The organism is Pseudomonas sp. FG98, from assembly GCF_057808595.1.
Map to the genome: position 1 here is coordinate 17,754 of NZ_JBMDIJ010000043.1, position 16,161 is coordinate 33,914.

Annotated in this window: 13 protein-coding genes, 1 tRNA gene and 1 pseudogene; 6 read left to right on the forward strand and 9 right to left on the reverse strand. The window is 52.8% G+C overall.

Annotation, left to right across the window (positions count from 1 at the left end):
• Positions 1-164: 164 nt before the first annotated feature.
• The 6 genes and pseudogenes from ACODSK_RS21455 (at position 165) to ACODSK_RS21480 (ending at position 7,325) form a co-directional block, all read left to right on the forward strand.
• Positions 165-666, forward strand: a pseudogene (locus ACODSK_RS21455) (DUF2442 domain-containing protein).
• A 323-nt stretch (positions 667-989) separates the two neighbouring features.
• Positions 990-2,795, forward strand: coding sequence for a hypothetical protein (locus ACODSK_RS21460; RefSeq protein WP_489018974.1), 1,806 nt, complete (start codon positions 990-992; stop codon positions 2,793-2,795).
• 230 nt (positions 2,796-3,025) lie between these two features.
• Positions 3,026-3,841 carry a DUF4747 family protein gene (locus tag ACODSK_RS21465; RefSeq protein ID WP_489018975.1) on the forward strand — a complete coding sequence of 272 codons (816 nt, stop codon included), beginning with the start codon at positions 3,026-3,028 and terminating at the stop codon, positions 3,839-3,841.
• Position 3,842: 1 nt separating this feature from the next.
• On the forward strand, positions 3,843-4,316 hold the full coding sequence (locus ACODSK_RS21470) for a hypothetical protein (RefSeq protein WP_489018977.1): 474 nt from the start codon (positions 3,843-3,845) through the stop codon (positions 4,314-4,316).
• A gap of 455 nt (positions 4,317-4,771) precedes the next feature.
• Positions 4,772-6,379 (forward strand): hypothetical protein, encoded by a 1,608-nt coding sequence (locus ACODSK_RS21475; protein WP_489018979.1) that lies wholly within the window; start codon positions 4,772-4,774, stop codon positions 6,377-6,379.
• A 175-nt stretch (positions 6,380-6,554) separates the two neighbouring features.
• The gene (locus ACODSK_RS21480) at positions 6,555-7,325 is read left to right on the forward strand and encodes a hypothetical protein (protein WP_489018981.1); all 771 of its coding nucleotides are present in this window, start codon (positions 6,555-6,557) and stop codon (positions 7,323-7,325) included.
• 237 nt (positions 7,326-7,562) lie between these two features.
• On the opposite strand, the gene ACODSK_RS21485 is transcribed toward ACODSK_RS21480, so the two are convergent.
• The 9 genes from ACODSK_RS21485 to ACODSK_RS21525 form a co-directional block, all read right to left on the reverse strand.
• Positions 7,563-7,838, reverse strand: coding sequence for a hypothetical protein (locus ACODSK_RS21485; RefSeq protein ID WP_489018983.1), 276 nt, complete (start codon positions 7,836-7,838; stop codon positions 7,563-7,565).
• Complete coding sequence (locus ACODSK_RS21490) at positions 7,835-8,815, reverse strand: integrase domain-containing protein (RefSeq protein ID WP_489018984.1); 981 nt, start codon at positions 8,813-8,815, stop codon at positions 7,835-7,837. Before ACODSK_RS21490 ends, ACODSK_RS21485 begins: the two co-directional genes overlap by 4 nt.
• A gap of 930 nt (positions 8,816-9,745) precedes the next feature.
• Entirely contained in the window at positions 9,746-11,065 is a 1,320-nt protein-coding gene (locus ACODSK_RS21495) for a tyrosine-type recombinase/integrase (RefSeq protein ID WP_489018986.1), read from the reverse strand.
• A gap of 162 nt (positions 11,066-11,227) precedes the next feature.
• Positions 11,228-11,303 (reverse strand) — tRNA-Thr (locus tag ACODSK_RS21500).
• 517 nt (positions 11,304-11,820) lie between these two features.
• Positions 11,821-13,065: a methyltransferase gene (locus tag ACODSK_RS21505; protein ID WP_489018987.1), complete on the reverse strand. Its 1,245-nt coding sequence runs from the start codon at positions 13,063-13,065 to the stop codon at positions 11,821-11,823.
• A 114-nt stretch (positions 13,066-13,179) separates the two neighbouring features.
• Positions 13,180-13,869: an ABC transporter permease gene (locus tag ACODSK_RS21510; protein ID WP_489018989.1), complete on the reverse strand. Its 690-nt coding sequence runs from the start codon at positions 13,867-13,869 to the stop codon at positions 13,180-13,182.
• Positions 13,866-14,561, reverse strand: a complete 696-nt coding sequence (locus ACODSK_RS21515) for an ABC transporter permease (RefSeq protein ID WP_489018990.1) — start codon at positions 14,559-14,561, stop codon at positions 13,866-13,868. Before ACODSK_RS21515 ends, ACODSK_RS21510 begins: the two co-directional genes overlap by 4 nt.
• 55 nt (positions 14,562-14,616) lie before the next feature.
• Positions 14,617-15,369 carry an ABC transporter substrate-binding protein gene (locus ACODSK_RS21520; protein WP_489018992.1) on the reverse strand — a complete coding sequence of 251 codons (753 nt, stop codon included), beginning with the start codon at positions 15,367-15,369 and terminating at the stop codon, positions 14,617-14,619.
• Positions 15,370-15,382: 13 nt separating this feature from the next.
• Positions 15,383-16,156, reverse strand: a complete 774-nt coding sequence (locus ACODSK_RS21525; protein ID WP_489018993.1) for an ABC transporter ATP-binding protein — start codon at positions 16,154-16,156, stop codon at positions 15,383-15,385.
• Positions 16,157-16,161 lie beyond the last annotated feature (5 nt).

The following is a 16,161-nucleotide window of genomic DNA, read 5'->3' on the forward strand; positions in this document are numbered from 1 at the left end:
CGCAACCAGGCTTCGAATTTGGCAGCTTCGCTCACTGAGCTTGCCTGAGTTGCTATCGCAGATCGGTTTTGATCCAGCTCAGGCCAAGGTATTCGAGCAGTGGTGCAGGATGCCTCCGCCTGGGGCGCGGCCAATCAGGCCGATCTGTTGAAGGAGTGGATGGAATGGCATCGATGAAACGTCCCCGTCTGAAGACTGTACAGCCTCTATCGGGCGCCAGCCTTGAGCTCACCATTTACCAATGGTCAGCATTTCACCCTGGATATGAGCGATGCGTTCAAGACTTATCCGGGATTGGCGCCACTGTCCGAGCGCAAAATGTTTGAAGGGGTGGTACTGGGCGATGGAGGGGGGGGGGCGGTGGAATGGCCGACGCTGGATATTCAGATTGGTGCGGACACCCTGCTGCTGGACGCGCTTGCCCAGAATGCTCCTGATGAAAATACCCGGGTTTTCATTCGTTGGCGGTTGCGGCACCGGATGACGCTCGACCAAGCGGCCGAAGCGCTGGGCGTCAGTGCTCGTAGCATCAGCCGCTTGAGAGGTGATGCCAGTAAGTTAGTCAATTGGGGCCGCTTGCGGCCCTTCGCGAGCCAGCTCGCTCCCACGGTTGCGTATGTGAGTCACACTCGCGGCCGAAAACAAAAAAGGCCCACCTTTCGGTGAGCCTCTTGAGTACTGCGTATGGTGCGGCACCAGGAGTCGAAAATAATCATAATTATATGATTTACAATGGTTTTTAATTTTTGGCTGCTGGCGTATATCTCTAAAACTATCCTTTGCACCTGCACCTGCACCTGCACCTGCACCTGCACTGGAGTACGCAATGACCAGTGAACCTAGCGGATAAACACACCTCCAGAGTGAGTTTTGCTTACAGCCTCCAGATAGCTAGGGAATGCCGCGCGTTAGGCCATATATTGGCATTGATTTTTTTGTATGTCGGAAGGCACAATGCCACCACTGATGCTTAGCAGTGGAATATAAAAATGGACTTATATAATCTAAATCTTTCAAAAAGTGCTCAGTTTTATAAAATAAAGAAAAAAATTAGCAAGACAAAAATTAATGAGATATTTAAGGAGCTATCAGAGGATCGTGTTGGAAATCCTTTATTTAGAATTACGAAAGAAGAGTTAGGTACGGCAACCGAGCAGGTGACTTGTTCGGCCATAGCCTTTAAAGAACTAACTGAGCCACCTTTTTTAGTTGGAACTACCATTGAAGAGGAAAAGTACTGCTTTGTACTGATGGTCGAATACAATGACTGTGTGGCTATTACTAAAAGAAATGTTCCTTATGTGGAAAAAGCTTTAGATGGATACTTAGAAGAGTTTGACTATGAACGATTCACCAATTTCCAAGGAAGGAATTCGCCTGAATACGAAAAGGTAACCATGAACAACATGGCGATATCTAATGCTGTAATCAGGAGTCGGTCATATGAAGCCTTCAAATTAAATGGTCTACTAGCCTCGAACTCCTCAAGTCGGTCAATTCCTCAGAACTTCAGGATTCGTGTTCAGGGCGATACTATAACCTTAACTCCAAATTCATCTCGGGTAACATTCAGAGATAAAAAAACTGGCGTAGAAGAATTTTCCAACTGGGTTATTTCTACGATTGAAGAGATTAACAATCTCGCGAATGCAAGTAAATTCATCAGCGAATTCGCAGCGCCCATTACTCTAGGTGAGATTAAAAAAAAGAAAATCGAGCCTACTGCAATATTCATAAATTTGGACGAGTTAGATGAAGCTATCAGAGGTGGTGATGGCATCTCTAAGCTGCGGATCAACGATGGTTCGACAGAGCGGGACTGTACGTCGGAAGAAATATCCAGGATTTTCAATATATTTAAGTGTTCTATTGGTATAAATAGCTCCAAAAAATTACGCCTCAAAGGTGCTGAACTGCCTGCCAAATTAACCTTAAATAAAAAGCAGGTAACGTTTCATTCTGGAATTTGTGAAAAGATTTCTGTTGAGATTAAAGGCGAGCCGCCTATCTCTCTCAGCAAGTACATAAATAATACTAAGCCAATATCGGTAATGTTCAACTCTCCAGAGTACGCCTACTTCGGGCGATCTTGTTTCCAAGATAAACGTCTAATCCCTAGCCTTACTTCCATACTTTCAATTTTTGATGAGAAATATGACTTCACAGGGGTCAATAGCGAGAAAGAAAAGCAGCACAAGAAAGGAGTGAAGCCGTTCCCAGATCACATTTCAGAATTTCCCGTCGCGTCATTATTCAGAAAGATAGAAGATAACTATTGTAAAGCCCCTGGGATTACTATTTGTGATGATATGAATGACGAATGGGCAGATCATATTTACTTAGAACCTGACTCCAGCCCCCCTGCGATCACGTTTATTCATGCGAAATTCACTAAGAAGGACAGTCATGGGGCGAGTAGTTTTCATGAGGTTGTAGCACAGGGGCTTAAGAATATAGGCAGGGTATTTTCTACGCTGGAAGATTTTAAGGAAAAACATGACAGGGACTGGAATAAAAACTACGAAAATACCAAAATCAGCCGAGTCAGGGGCGGGAAAGTTTGGAGTGACATTGACAATGCGCTAACAAAAATATTCGAGAATCAGAATTCTACAAGGAAAATTGTTCTTGCAACACCTTTTATAAGCAAGAGCCAGCTTGAAGTAATATTTTTAGACTTGTCTCTTAAGGGTAAATGCAAGCCACACCACACACAGCTTATCTGGCTTATTAATACTTTCATAAGTGCCTGCAAAGATTTAGGTGTTCAGCCTCATATCTTGTGTAAGCCTTAAGGAATAGTTCGGTTGTGGAGAATCAACTTGGCGAGGCGCAATTTATGTCAGGTCTTTGTGGTCAAAGTAACTAAGGCTGAGTGTGGCTGTCGCCTAAAGGTGCAAACTTCTCAAGCCATTAAATGGTAGATCTGTAACTGTTATGTGATTTGAAGGTGATTGAAGTGCGGAATGGACGCTATTACTTAGCCAGGGTAATTAAGTTAGGTCAGCTAAATCAAGATAAACTCATGAGCGCTATAGCCAATGCGCCAATTATCGCGCTCGGCCAGTTCGAGTGGACAATTACGGATGTCATTGATAATCGTGGATCTTCAACGCCTTTCATCTTTGGAAACCTTGCAAAGTATTCCAAGGACGGCGAGGTAACCATAGTAAACGAGCCAACCAAACAGCAAAAGCAAACTGAAGCTCCTTATCTCTTGGAGGCTAGCGCACCATTTGTTTATCTTCCTGACTTCTCTGGCTTAGCTTTCCTTCATGTCTGGAACGGAATTCAGGAGGATGTGTTTCCTCGTCGATTTAAAGCTATCATTGAATCGGCTTACGATAATTTTTTTGTAGATTGTACTGTAGAGCCCGTCGCAGACTATAGAGCGTTCTTAGAAAAGCTTCAATCTCTTGAGATAATTACGGAGCTCTCCGCAAAAGTTCATCCCCCTAACCCTCTATTCGGGCGTTTATGGGGTAGCCTTGATAACTACGTTAGGCGTCGACAGGCTGATGAGGTATCAGTTCGAGAAACCACCTCAAAAAATAAGGGCCTATCAACTCAGTTGCTTGAGTTGATAGAGCAAATACTTAAGAATCCTCAGTATGAGCCATCAAATGAGCCTGATATAACTGACGCAGCTCTCCTAATGGCTGCTGATGGGTATGGCACAGGAAAAGCAATGGGTATTGAGAACGGAAATGAAGTCGTTGTCAGAACTTCAGAGTCTCAGAAAAGCTTTATGTTTGATAAAAAGCCAGACCCCGAGGCTCTAGCGAATGTGGCCCGCATTAATTTTGCGAATATTAGTAGTGAGCGTGATATGAGGCATTGAAGTGAAATTATTTTATTACCTTCGCGTGTTTTTTCTCAGCGTAGAGGCGTGCATTTTGGCTGTCGGGTTCTTGTCGTGGGTATATCTTGGGCAACAAATACAATCTTTCGCTAGTTCTATTGCCATTAACGACGAAGCCCTGAAGTATCTTATGTTTTTACCTGCAGCTCTCGCTGCATGGATTTTTAACGAAGCTCGTGTACTGCTGCAAGATGACAGCGATACATTCAAGGTCTTGGTAAGATGGCCGGACTATTGGAAGTTAAAGTCTCATCTTTGGGTGAGTCTATTCTACGCTGTCTTTTTTGCGTCTCTGTCCCTAGTTCCTTGGGTCGTGAAATCCGGTATCAGTAGCGTCGGCGGCTTATTGATTTTTATCGTCAGTATACTTGGCCAGCTAACAGTCGCAATTAGCGTTTATTTCGCTAGAATTAATATTAAGGAGGTGATTATCAATGCAGAGAGTCAATATTAGTTAAGGTGAATATTTTCATACTTCCCTTCAATATGTATTGAATCAGCTCGCCCCACGTCATCCCGCCAAGAATGCTGAGTGTTATCAGGGATCAAGGGCCCTGACCTGTGGGGATGTCCTCTAACGCGGGACTGGCGGCTCCTTACCTCCGGGATCAAGGGCATCTCATGATCTGGCCTCCTGAGCACCATTACTGGTGGGTGGGTGGCCGGTTCATGCTTGCATGATGAGGACACAGTTTTTTGAGCATATGGTATGCGCTAGTCAACTACCTATCGGGGGATACGTAGTCGACTACTGTCGGCTGAAGGCAGCCAATCGCCTATGTTCAGGAAGTCAGAAGCAATTCAGAGCATACGTTCATCTCATTATGTAGCGCGGACTTTTATATTTTCAGAAAGCATGCTTCATAGTATAGTGTCTCTTTGATATCACTTGGTTCATGGAGAAGCAAGATGCTCGTATATGCTAATAGTTTGAAGCTTGAGCCTGAAGATGGAATTGAGCAGATAGTTAAAATTGTTGCTAAATGGGTTGGCAAAGTATCTGGTCCAGGTTCTTATGTTGAGCCTAAAAAATTACTGCAAGGTATAAAGGAGTTTAAACTAAAAGATGGCGTAACACTGACTGCTCGCTCGATGTTAGACCGACCGGATACCGCTGAATTCCCCAAGTTTTTTTCCGCCCGCTTCTCACATCCTGATAGTGATGTCCCGGGACGTCGATGGACAACGGAAATTGGTCTTCGTCATGACTCTCATAATTCACCAATTGATTGCTCAATAATCCTCAAGACAGATGAGATCAGCGCTAGGGTCAATGCACCTGTAAAAGTCACTCGACCCAGGCTAATGCTTAGTCTGTTCGAGAAATGTCGTCCAACGTCCGAGACGCCTGGACTATTCTTAAAAAAACTATGCGACCAAAGCTATAGTTCTTATCTTGCCGCAGTAGTAAGTGAGGATCGCAGGCACCCGATTGTATTGGTTAGTTGCGACCAAGAAGGAAAGTATCTAATCGAGCCCGAAAGAGTTCGCGGAGTCGTGATCGGCTTAGCAGATGTTTATTTTGTGGGTCATGGCGTTGACACTTTTAATTTAGAGGGGTTGGTGGGGCGGCGCTTAATTGCATTTGGAGGGGCGATACGTATAGTCTTTCCGAAGAGAAAGGGGGGCGATTTTTATGAGTCAATACTGCTTTCAGGTGAATCGCTTTCTGATCTGGCTAAAGAGCAAGGTGCAATAGAGTCGGAAATACTTGCAATGATCACCCATCGAACCAATATCCCACTTTCTTGGCGTCACATTTCATTAGAGTTTGTAAATCAAGTCATGTTGCGCTCAAAGTTAAAGAGTGCGGTAGATAAAAGAAGTAACGAGCGCTACGCTAATGATAAAGATGACAATCTGGAACTTCTTGAATTGGCTTGTGCGGATTTATCGGAGCGTGACAATCAAATACTTTCTATGCAGGACCAACTTGAGGAGTATCAGTATGACTGTCGTAGGCTTCAGTCAGTCGTCGATAGTCTCCAATATTCATTGTCTGGGAAGCAAGACGCAAGCGACCCGAATGAAGAAGTCCTTAAAGCGCTACAATTAATTCGTGATTCATTGAGAAAGCTTGAGAAGAATGAACTTTGCCTTGAGGGGGCTTTGCGCATATGTTCAATTCTTTATCAAGATCGATTAATAGTGCTTGATTCGGCATACAAATCAGCCCAAGAGTCTGATATTAGCGGATTTCATAATGTTTCAAAAGCATATGATTTGCTTATTAAGCTCGCTGATAGTTATTGGGAGTCGCTCAATGCGGGTGGTGGGGACCAACAGGCTAAAGAAGTATTTGGTAATAAGTCTTATGCAGCTAATGAGGCTAATCTAAGTTTGGAGGGGCAGCGCATACGTAAATTTTTGTATAAAGGGAAATATGTGCAAATGGATAAGCACTTGAAGTACGGCGTAAAAGATAGTCCCGCCACTACTCTGAGGATACATTTTGAATGGTTTGCTGAAACCAGGCGTATCGTTATTGGTCACTGTGGCCGTCACTTGGATTTTTGATCGATAATAGTATGCTGGTAAGGTTGGGGTTGAATTGGTAGTAAACCAATCCCCCGCCTACTTTGAGTTTAATTCTGCTTTGGTAGTAGCCCTGTAGCATACACATTCCTTCATGAATGTTTTCATGGTTCGCGATGTGAGTGTTTTTCTCAGTATTGTTAGTTGAAGAATTTTTATGATTGTAGACACGCAAATAATTTCGTACTGCTATTCCGGGCATTGGGAGCCACACAAGGCAAAATCATCTGAAATATCGGCAGTGACGGCTGCAGAGTTTTTGCTTTTTCATACAAGGGAAAACGGAAAGGTCGACTACTACGTGATCAATCCAGAGAGGTATGGAAGCAGACATACAGTGGCCTTAATCGACGCATATTCTGAGCACGCTGGGAATTTGAAATGGGCCAAGATGGGAGCCAAAAGAACTGATAGTATTATTATTGATTTTTCTAATGATTTTCAGCCCTATAGAATTTTTGGTAATAGCTCAATTACTTCAATAATCAATGAAAAAAATATTGAGGCGTTTAAGCTAAGTATTTCGCATCTTGATAAAGGAAAGCAAAAAAAACTCAAAAAGAAAATGGAGTTTTTGTTGGATAATGATATACGGTGTCATAACTTGACGGAAAGCTCTTGCGATATTGCATTGGATTTATTTGTCAAATTTCAAGAGCGTATTACACCTAAGGAGAACATTAAGAATACAGTCAATGATTTGTTGATTTTAGCTACTGCAATCGATAAGAAAATGCCTATTCATACGATGGATAAGGTACTTGGAGAGTTCGCCGCCAATGAGCACGCTGGCTCGATTTCAATTGAATCAGAAGTTATTGCTATCGATTTCTCAATGAAAGATAGTGATAAGGCCGTTAAGACGCGAGAAAGCAAGGGTTATATAAATCGAGGGTGGTCATACTCTTTTATTAAAGGGAATTTTTGAAGCATTTAAGATGCTCTACGGAAGGGGGGTGATCCGCTCAGATCTGAAAAGTGTTGCAGCTAGGCCCCTCACTGAGGGGCAAGCTGACTTAGAGCGCGGCTGCTTTCGATGGCCCCTTGACCAGTAACCGCCGTCCCGCGAAAAGTAAATGAGGTTTTTAGATCTGAAGCGGATAATATCGAACGTCCGCACTTGGCTAGTTTGTGTAGATTTTGACCGCCGGAGTTCTGATCCATTTCAAATCTTGAAAATCCATAATGCATTTAAACGCCTAACGAGCAGTCGGATAGTGAGAAAATAGTAATAACGGGTTTTCTCACTGTGCCCGGCGAGACAATGCTCAAGAAACCAAGCCAAATGTTTTCGCTGCCAAGTCCAGGGTGTCCCTCGCTGCCAGCGTTCTGCAATCCTTGCTTGGATAAGCTTCGCCTGGCGTAAATGGCGTTGCCTCGTCGCTTGGGAGCCTGTCAGCACTCCAACCATGAACAACTCCATATCGAATGGCTTGCTCATACCCGTTTACCAATGTAGGCCGCGACCACTTCGATACGTCCGTGCCCCAGTTCATAACTGATTTGTCGTCTAGCCTCATGATCATCGTGTCTATCTACCTGGCAACAATGGCCGCCGTTGATAGGAGCACAGTGCTGGGTAATTTGCTCATAGCGCTCACAGGCGTACGCCGCTCGTAGCTCATGGAAGCCTTTGAGATTGTGTGCATGCAGGATGTCCCGTGCAGGGCGGATGATTTCTTGCAGAATATTCAAGTAGGTTTGGTGGGGGGAGATCAGGTTTCGGCTACCTGCAGGCGACACTTGCCATGCAAACTTAAGGGCATCTCGAACATGATCGTTCACCGTAATCCAGCGGGGGGCCGAAGCGCCAGCCCTACCGCCCTTGGTGCCATCCTGAATGTTAATCCTACCTAGGTCGTCAGCCTCACGGCTTAGCCGTAACAGGTCAGCCAAGATGGCCTCTCGTAAGCGCATGCCGGTGGCTCGCGCCAACAAAACAATCGCGGCGGCTCGTAGCTGATGTTGGCTGCACAGCGCATTGACGATCTCTTTAACCTGATCGCGGTCTTGGCCTTGCGGCACCGACTGTCGAACCCCGCTGCGCTGCATACCCAACGCCTTGCTCGGGCTGGGCAATTTCACGTACTGATCACCGCGAAGCGCCGCCATGGTTCTGTTAACGCTGGATAGGCGGTTTTGTGCGGTGCTGATGGCGAGGCTACCGCACTCAACCGCATTGCGTAGGTACGCCGCATAGTCCGCCAATACCTTCCGATCAATCTGCCGCGCGTCATTGATACCGGGCCCTTGTTCGGAGCGGCACCATCTGACGAATGCCTGCCACCGATCACAGTGTGCCTTCACCGTGCCGTAGTGGCCGCCGCCGAACATGTCTTTCAACGCCTGCGGCCCTGCATAGCTCAGTTGCCTGCCGTAGCCGAAATTACGGCCATCGCGTCTACCCACCAATGCCATGTCGAATCACCTCATCGCCTGGTCTCCGATCCTCGCCCCACGTCATCCCGCCAAGAATGCTGAGTGTTATCAGGGATCAAGGCCCCTGCGACCTGTGGGGAATGTCCTCTACGCGGGACTGGCGGCGCCTTACAACCGGGAGCAAGGGCATCTCATGATCTGGCCTCCTTAACACCGTTGCCGGTGGGCGGGTGGAGGCAGCGCTGGCTGACGAGACCAGTGCCTGAAGATCCTGAGCCATGTGCAAGCAGCAATGCGATGACAGGGGCATGCCTGACTGTCAGTCAGGTGCAGTCCATTCCTTGGTCTGCGGCACCATCATCTACATGGCTGTTGCTGGTGACATCGGCGTTTGTCACGCCGATTGTCACGAGGGGGAATGCCGCAAAGCCATGTGCGATCAGGGCTGCAGCAGTGTTAGAAGTGCCCGTCTCTTTCCAGAGAAAGAGACGGGCACAGGTTGGCGCAGGATTCGGCCAAGCGGATAGGTTGCTGCAGGGCAGCGAGGTACGGAGCATCTGGCGCACGAGCGCTTTATGAGTAAGAGCATCCATCACATGGGTAGTGACCGGGCGAGCTGCCGGATGCGAATCGCCCTTGGGGAGAACCACCGCCAGAGCGGCGTGACCTTTAAGGTTCGGGTCACCTGGAGTGCTGTCATCGACAGCGCTTGCAACTCCCGGTCTACGCCTGTGGACAATGTTCGTCAAGCAAAGCGATTTCAGGGATTTAGCGCCTGTGGATAAAACTATCCCCCGGTGGACATCAGTGGTTTTCCACAGACGTACGCTGTGCCAGCGGTTTTTTTCTTAGGTATGGTCCTTTCAAACGGGGCGGCTTTGCAGCCCCGTTTGAAAGGACCCGCGTGGAGGAACTTCATGCGGTGCTGTGGGTAACTTCACAGCGAGTTTGAGGTGGTGGTGCGGCGGGTTACTCGGTCCTCTTGGCACTGCGCAGGCGCATGACGTTCTCGCCCGTCTGCTTGGCAAACTCGTGCGGCGTAACATGGTCCTCGCGGTTCGCCTCCAGAAACCGGCTCCACCAGGTCATGATCATCCGGCGCTCTTCGAGGAACTCGGCCTTGTGGGTATACGCGGCCGGTACGTTGTTGCGTTCCTTGTGACTCATCTGCCGCTCGATAGCCGTCTCCGACCACAGCCCGGACTCGACCAGCGCACTGCACGCCATGGTTCGGAACCCGTGGCCGCAGATATCCACCTTGGTGTCATAGCCCATCGTCCTTAGCGCGGCGTTCACCGTGTTCTCGGACATCGGCTTCCACGGTTTGGCATCCCCCGCGAACACCAGCTCGAACTTGCCGGTGATCGCGTGGATCTGCTCAAGCAAGGCCACTGCCTGCGGCGATAAGGGTACAACGTGGATATCCCCGACCATTTTTGTACCCCTTGTGGAAAAGGGTACTCCGTCCAGTGCGGGGCGGGTGTCGGGGATCTCCCAGATGCCACGCTTGAGGTCAAACTCGTTCCAACGGGCGAAGCGCAGTTCACTGGAGCGCACGAACACGTGCAGCGATAGCATCACCGTGAGGCGCGTGAGCGGGCGACCTTTGTAGCCGTCGATACGCGCCTGTAGCTCAGGCAACCGCGATAAGGGTAGTGCGGGTCGATGTGTAACCCGTGGCGTTTTGATCGAGCCATCGAGGTCGTGAGCCGGGTTCGCCGTGATCAGCCGCAGCCGTTTGGCTTCGCGCATGATGCTTTGCAGGTAGTTCTTGATCCTGAGCGCCACGTCGATGGTGCCGCGCTTCGTCACGGCTTCCAGTGGCTGCATGAGGTCGTGGGTGTCGAGTTCAACGATTGCCCTGGCACCGAGCAAAGGGAATACGTGAGTCTTCAACCGGCTGAGCACAGTCTTGGCATGGCCTGGCGCCCACTTCGGCACCATCCCGGCATACCAATCGAGCGCAACGCTTTCGAAGGTGCGGCCATTGATCACGGCTTGCACCTTGGCCTGCTGCTTGGACTGTATAGGGTCAATGCCGTTGGCGAGCTGCTGTTTGAGCTCGAAGCGCTTGTGGCGAGCGTCAGCCAGCCCGACCACCGGGTAATTGCCGAGTGAGGTCAGGCCCTCGCGACCATCGGGCTTCACGTACCTGAGCCGCCAGCCTTTGCGACCGTTGGGCTTCACGAGCAGGTAAAGGCCATCGCCGTCAAAAAGCTTGTACTCACGTTCGTGAGCCTTTGCAGTGCGGCAGGCGTTGTCGGTAAGGGGAGCCGTTGTGCGAGCCATAAGGGTACTTTCCAATGTCGAATTGGTAGGTATCCTTAAAACTACCCTTATTAGCGCTGGCTACCCTCGGAATCCGACGGAACGCCAAAACGAAAAAACCCGCCAGACGGCGAGTTTTTCGGGGGTTCCAGAGATTTTGAAAGCTTTCTATGGAACCTTGAATGGTGCCGGCACCAGGAATCGAACCCGGGACCTACTGATTACAAGTCAGTTGCTCTACCATCTGAGCTATACCGGCAGTAGGGCCGCTATTATAGCCATCGGTTTGGTTCTGTAAACCACTTCCTCTCAAATCTGTCAGGGCCCCGTGTTTCGGGGCTTTGGGGCTGGTGGGTGGGGTGAATTCGCTGGTCTCGTTGCTGCGTGGGTTCTACACATCTTTTTGTGCCTGGACTGGACCTATGACTGGCTCTGAACCCTGTGGGAGCCGGCATTGCCGGCGATGAGGCCATTAGCCTCGACATCGATCTGCTGGTCGGATTGTTCTTTCGGGCCTCATCGCTGGCAATGCCAGCTCCCACAGGGTCCGCGCCAGACTTGAGGGATTTGTGTAGATACCCATGCTCATCGCTGGCAACCCGTTCTGACCCACCCCCGCCTAATTCGCTTTAACGCTTATGCACAAACCACATCGCCTCCTTGCACCCCATGCAAGTGCGCTACCCCGCCGCATTGACGCCGGTGCAAAAGGCTGTTTTCTCAGGCGTTTAACACCTTCGGATTAGTCGCTCAGTCGTGAAACACCACCACCGCTTTCAGCCCGAAACCGTGAAGTTGCTCACAGAGTTATCCACAGGTTGTTCGGCCAGTAGCATGAGGTTGCGCGGGGTGAGCGGGTGGGGGCAGAAGGTGCCGAGGCGGACGTTGTAGCCCTGTTCGCGCAGGTAGAGCGCACGATCGAGCACCAGCCATAGCTCCAGCGGGCGGCGGAAGAGGTTGCGCACGCTTTCGAGGTTGCGCACCTGGGCCAGGCGTTGCCAGCCGGCGGTTTCCAGTTCCGCCCAGTTCATGGCGTCATTTATATGCACGCCCTTGAGTTCGGCGAGGTGCTGGCAGTAGTCGGCGAAGGACCTTTGCAGCCAGGCACTGGGCAGCGAGGGCGTGGGCAGGTAGTCGTCGGTCTGGCGCAGGCGGCGTTGCAGGAGGTCGAAGCCGAGGCGCCAGGCCATGGATTGGTCGCGCTGGCGACGCACGCGGTTGCCGGCGGTGACGGTTTCGCTGAGCGGGAGGCCGAGGTCGTCGAGGTCGAGTTGCAGGGTCGAGGCGCGGGCGGCTGTGGATAACGCTTGGTAGTGCGGGCCCGCCGTGCGGTTGTAGCAGCAGGGGGCAATGGCGAGTTGTTGGCAGCCCTTGGCGCTGGCGAGCTGGATCAGGCGGACATGCAGGTCGCCGCAGGCGTGGAGGGCGATCGGGGTGTGGGCTGCGGTGAGTTGAAGCGCAGCGTCTGCGGCCATGACGTCCTGCAGGCGATGCTCGGCCGGCAGGTGGTGGTGCTGGCTGAGTTGTTCACCGGCAGCGACCAGCGCGGGGTCGTATTCGAGGCAGGTGAGTTGCTGGTCAGTGCCGAGCAGCCGGCGGCCGAGGTGGCCCTTGCCGGAACACCAGTCGAGCCAGTGCCCTGGGCGACGGGCGAAGTCGAGGTGACCGGCGAAGGCTTCGATCTGCTGCCATTTGCGGCCGGGGACGTCGGTGCTCAGGCGCGGTGGCGCTGGGGTGAGGGCGATTGTGGGTAAATCGCCGACGGTGGAGAGCGCCAGGGCTTCGGCGGCCAGTTGTGGATAAGGAGCTGGGGCCGGGACGCTGTGGGGGGCGTTGTCGGCTGCTTCGGCGTCGGCCAGGGTGCGGCTGCGCAGCCATGTGGATAACTCTGGGTGGGTGGTTTCCCAGGGCAGGTGCAGGGTGGTGAAGGGGCGGGGGTGCCAGAGGTCGCGGTGCTGCTGGAGGAAGTGGTCCAGGGCCTGGAAGCGGGGGAGGAGTTGGGCGTTTTCCAGGTGGGACATGGTAATGGGTCTTCAGCGACAGGTCTGAGATCTGCGGGGTTTTTCAGGGCGCTATCGCTGGCAAGCCAGCTCCCACAGGGACCTGCTCTCACCAGGGAGAGCAGGGACCAGTAGTCAGCGACCGTGCACCGCATCCACCCGCAGGCGACGCTCAAGCAGCTTGAAGCCCTGCACCAGCACGAAGGAGATGACCAGGTAGAACACGCCGGCAGCGAAGAAGATCTCCACCGGCATGTAGGTCCGGGCAATGATGGTGCGGGCCATGCCGGTGATGTCGAGCAGGGTGACGGTACTGGCCAGGGCGCTGGCCTTGAGCATCAGGATTACTTCGTTGCTGTACGCCGGCAGGCCGATGCGCGCGGCGCGCGGCAGCATGATGTGGATCATCGCCGTGGCCCGGGACATGCCCAGCGCCCGCGCCGCTTCGATCTCGCCACGCGGAATGGCCTGCAGCGAGCCGCGCAGGATCTCGGCGATGTAGGCGGCGGTGTGCAGGGTCATGGTCAGCGCGGTACACCAGAACGGGTCACGCAGGTATGGCCACAGCGAGCTGTTCTTGACCACGTCGAACTGCGCCAGACCGTAGTAGACCAGGAACAGCTGCACCAGCAGCGGCGTGCCGCGGAAGAAGAAGATGTAGCCGTAGGGCAGCGCGCGCACGTACCACAGCCGCGAAGAACGGGCGATGCCCAGCGGAATGGCGATGATCAGCCCGAGAATCACGGCGATTGCCAGCAGTTCCAGGGTCAGCGTGGCGCCCTGGGCCAGGCGCGGCAGCCATTTGATGATGACTTCCCAATTCATGAGTTGGCCCTCGCGAAGCCGCGAGCGGCGCGTTTTTCCATGAAGTGCATGCCGGTCATGGCGATGATGGTCAGCCCCAGGTAGATGAACGCCGCCACCATGTAGAAAGTGAAGGGTTCCTTGGTGGTGGTCACGCCGTTCTGTGCCTGGCGCATGATCTCTTCCAGGCCGATCACCGAGACCAGCGCGGTGTCCTTCATCAGGATCATGAACAGGTTGCCCAGGCCGGGCAGGGCGATGCGCCACATTTGCGGCAGGATCAACCGCGAGAAGATGCGGCCTTTCGACAGGCCGAGGGCCATGCCCGCTTCACGATGCCCCTTGGGGATCGCCAGCAATGCGCCGCGGAACACTTCCGTGGCATAGGCGCCGAAGCACAGGCCGAGGGCGATGACGCCGGCGGCGAAGGCGCTGAGTTCCAGGCCGGGAATGCCCAGCAGGTCGCCCAGCTGGCTCATCAGGGCCACGGAACCGAAATAGATGAAGAGCACCCAGAGCAGCTCGGGTACGCCGCGAACGATGGTCGAGTAGCTGCCGCCGATCCAGCGCAGCGGTTTGAGCGGCGAGGTCTTGGCCAGGGCGCCGAGCAGTCCGAGGACCAGGCCCAGGCAGAGGGCCGAGAGCGCCAGTTTGACGGTCATCAGCGTGCCGGCGGCGAGGGCCGGGCCGAATCCGTGTAGGTCGATTGTCATGGGCAGGCGTGTTCAAGGGACCGGCACCGCGCAAGGCGGTGCCGGTCGGGGTGAATCAATAGATGCTGAACGGGAAGTACTTGTCGTTGATCTTCTTGTACGTACCGTCGGCGATGATTTCCTTCAGCGCGGCGTTCAGCTTCTCGCGCAGCGGGTCGTTCTTGCGCACGGCGATGCCGATTTCGTCACTTTCCACCACGGGCTCACCCTTGAACTCGTAGTTCTTGCCGGCTTCGGATTTCAGCCAGTCGTAGTTCACGTACTTGTCCGCCAGCAGGGCGTCGACGCGGCCGGAGGTCAGGTCGAGGTAGGCGTTTTCCTGGGTGTCGTACAGCTTCAGGGTGATGTCGCTGCCGTAGGTGTCTTCCAGCCAGGTGCCGGACAGGGTGGCGCGCTGGGTGCCGATGGTCTTGCCCTTCAGGTAGGCCTTGTCGGTCTTGAAGTCGACGTTCTTCGGCGCGATGAACTGCAGCTTGTTGGAGTAGTAGCGGTCGGTGAAGTCGACGGCCTGCTTGCGCTCGTCGGTGATCGACAGCGAGGAGACGATGAAGTCGTACTTCTTGGCCAGCAGCGACGGAATGATGCCGTCCCAGTCGGAGGTGACCACTTCGCACTCGACCTTCATCTTGGCGCACAGGGCGTCGCCGATGTCCTTGTCGAAGCCGACGACCTGGCCGCTGGCATCCTTGCTGTTGAACGGTGGGTAGGCCGCTTCGATACCCATCTTGAGTTTTTCCGCGGCCATGGCGTTGGCCGAGAACACCAGCGAGGCGGCAGCGGCCAGGAGGAATTTCTTGTAGTTCTGCATGCGTGTTGCTCCGTTAGCGGTTGCTGGACATGAATTGCTTACAACGCGCCGAGGTCGGGTTTTCGAAAACCTGCTGCGGCGATCCCTGCTCTTCGATCAGGCCTTGATGAAGGAACACGACTTCGCTGGAAACTTGCCGGGCGAAGTTCATTTCATGGGTCACCAGCAGCATGGTCCGGCCTTCGTCGGCCAGGGCACGGATGACATTGAGGACTTCCTGGACCATTTCCGGGTCCAGCGCGGAGGTCGGTTCATCGAACAGGATGACCTTGGGCTTCATCGCCAGGGTGCGTGCGATGGCCGCGCGCTGCTGCTGGCCGCCGGAGAGTTCGGTGGGGTAGCTGTGGCGCTTGTTGTGGATGCCGACCTTGTCCAGCAGCGCTTCGGCATGCTCGATGGCCTCGGCCTTGCTCTGGCCCAGTACGCGGCGCGGCGCCTCGATGATGTTGTCGAGGATGCTCATGTGCGGCCAGAGGTTGAAGTTCTGGAAGACGAAGCCGATTTCGCTGCGCAGGCGGTTGATCTGCTTGTTGTCGGCGGCGACCAGCTCGCCGTTGCGCGCGGCCTTGAGCTTGAGGGTTTCGCCGGCGACGAGGATTTCGCCCTGATGGGGGTTTTCCAGGAGGTTGATGCAGCGCAGCAAGGTCGACTTGCCGGAGCCGGAGGAGCCGAGGATGGAAATCACGTCGCCGTCACGGGCGGTAAGGGAGATGCCCTTGAGAATTTCCTGCTCGCCGTAGCGCTTGTGCAGGTTGCGGATTTCCAGCGCGGGCGTGGCCTGGGCCATGTGCG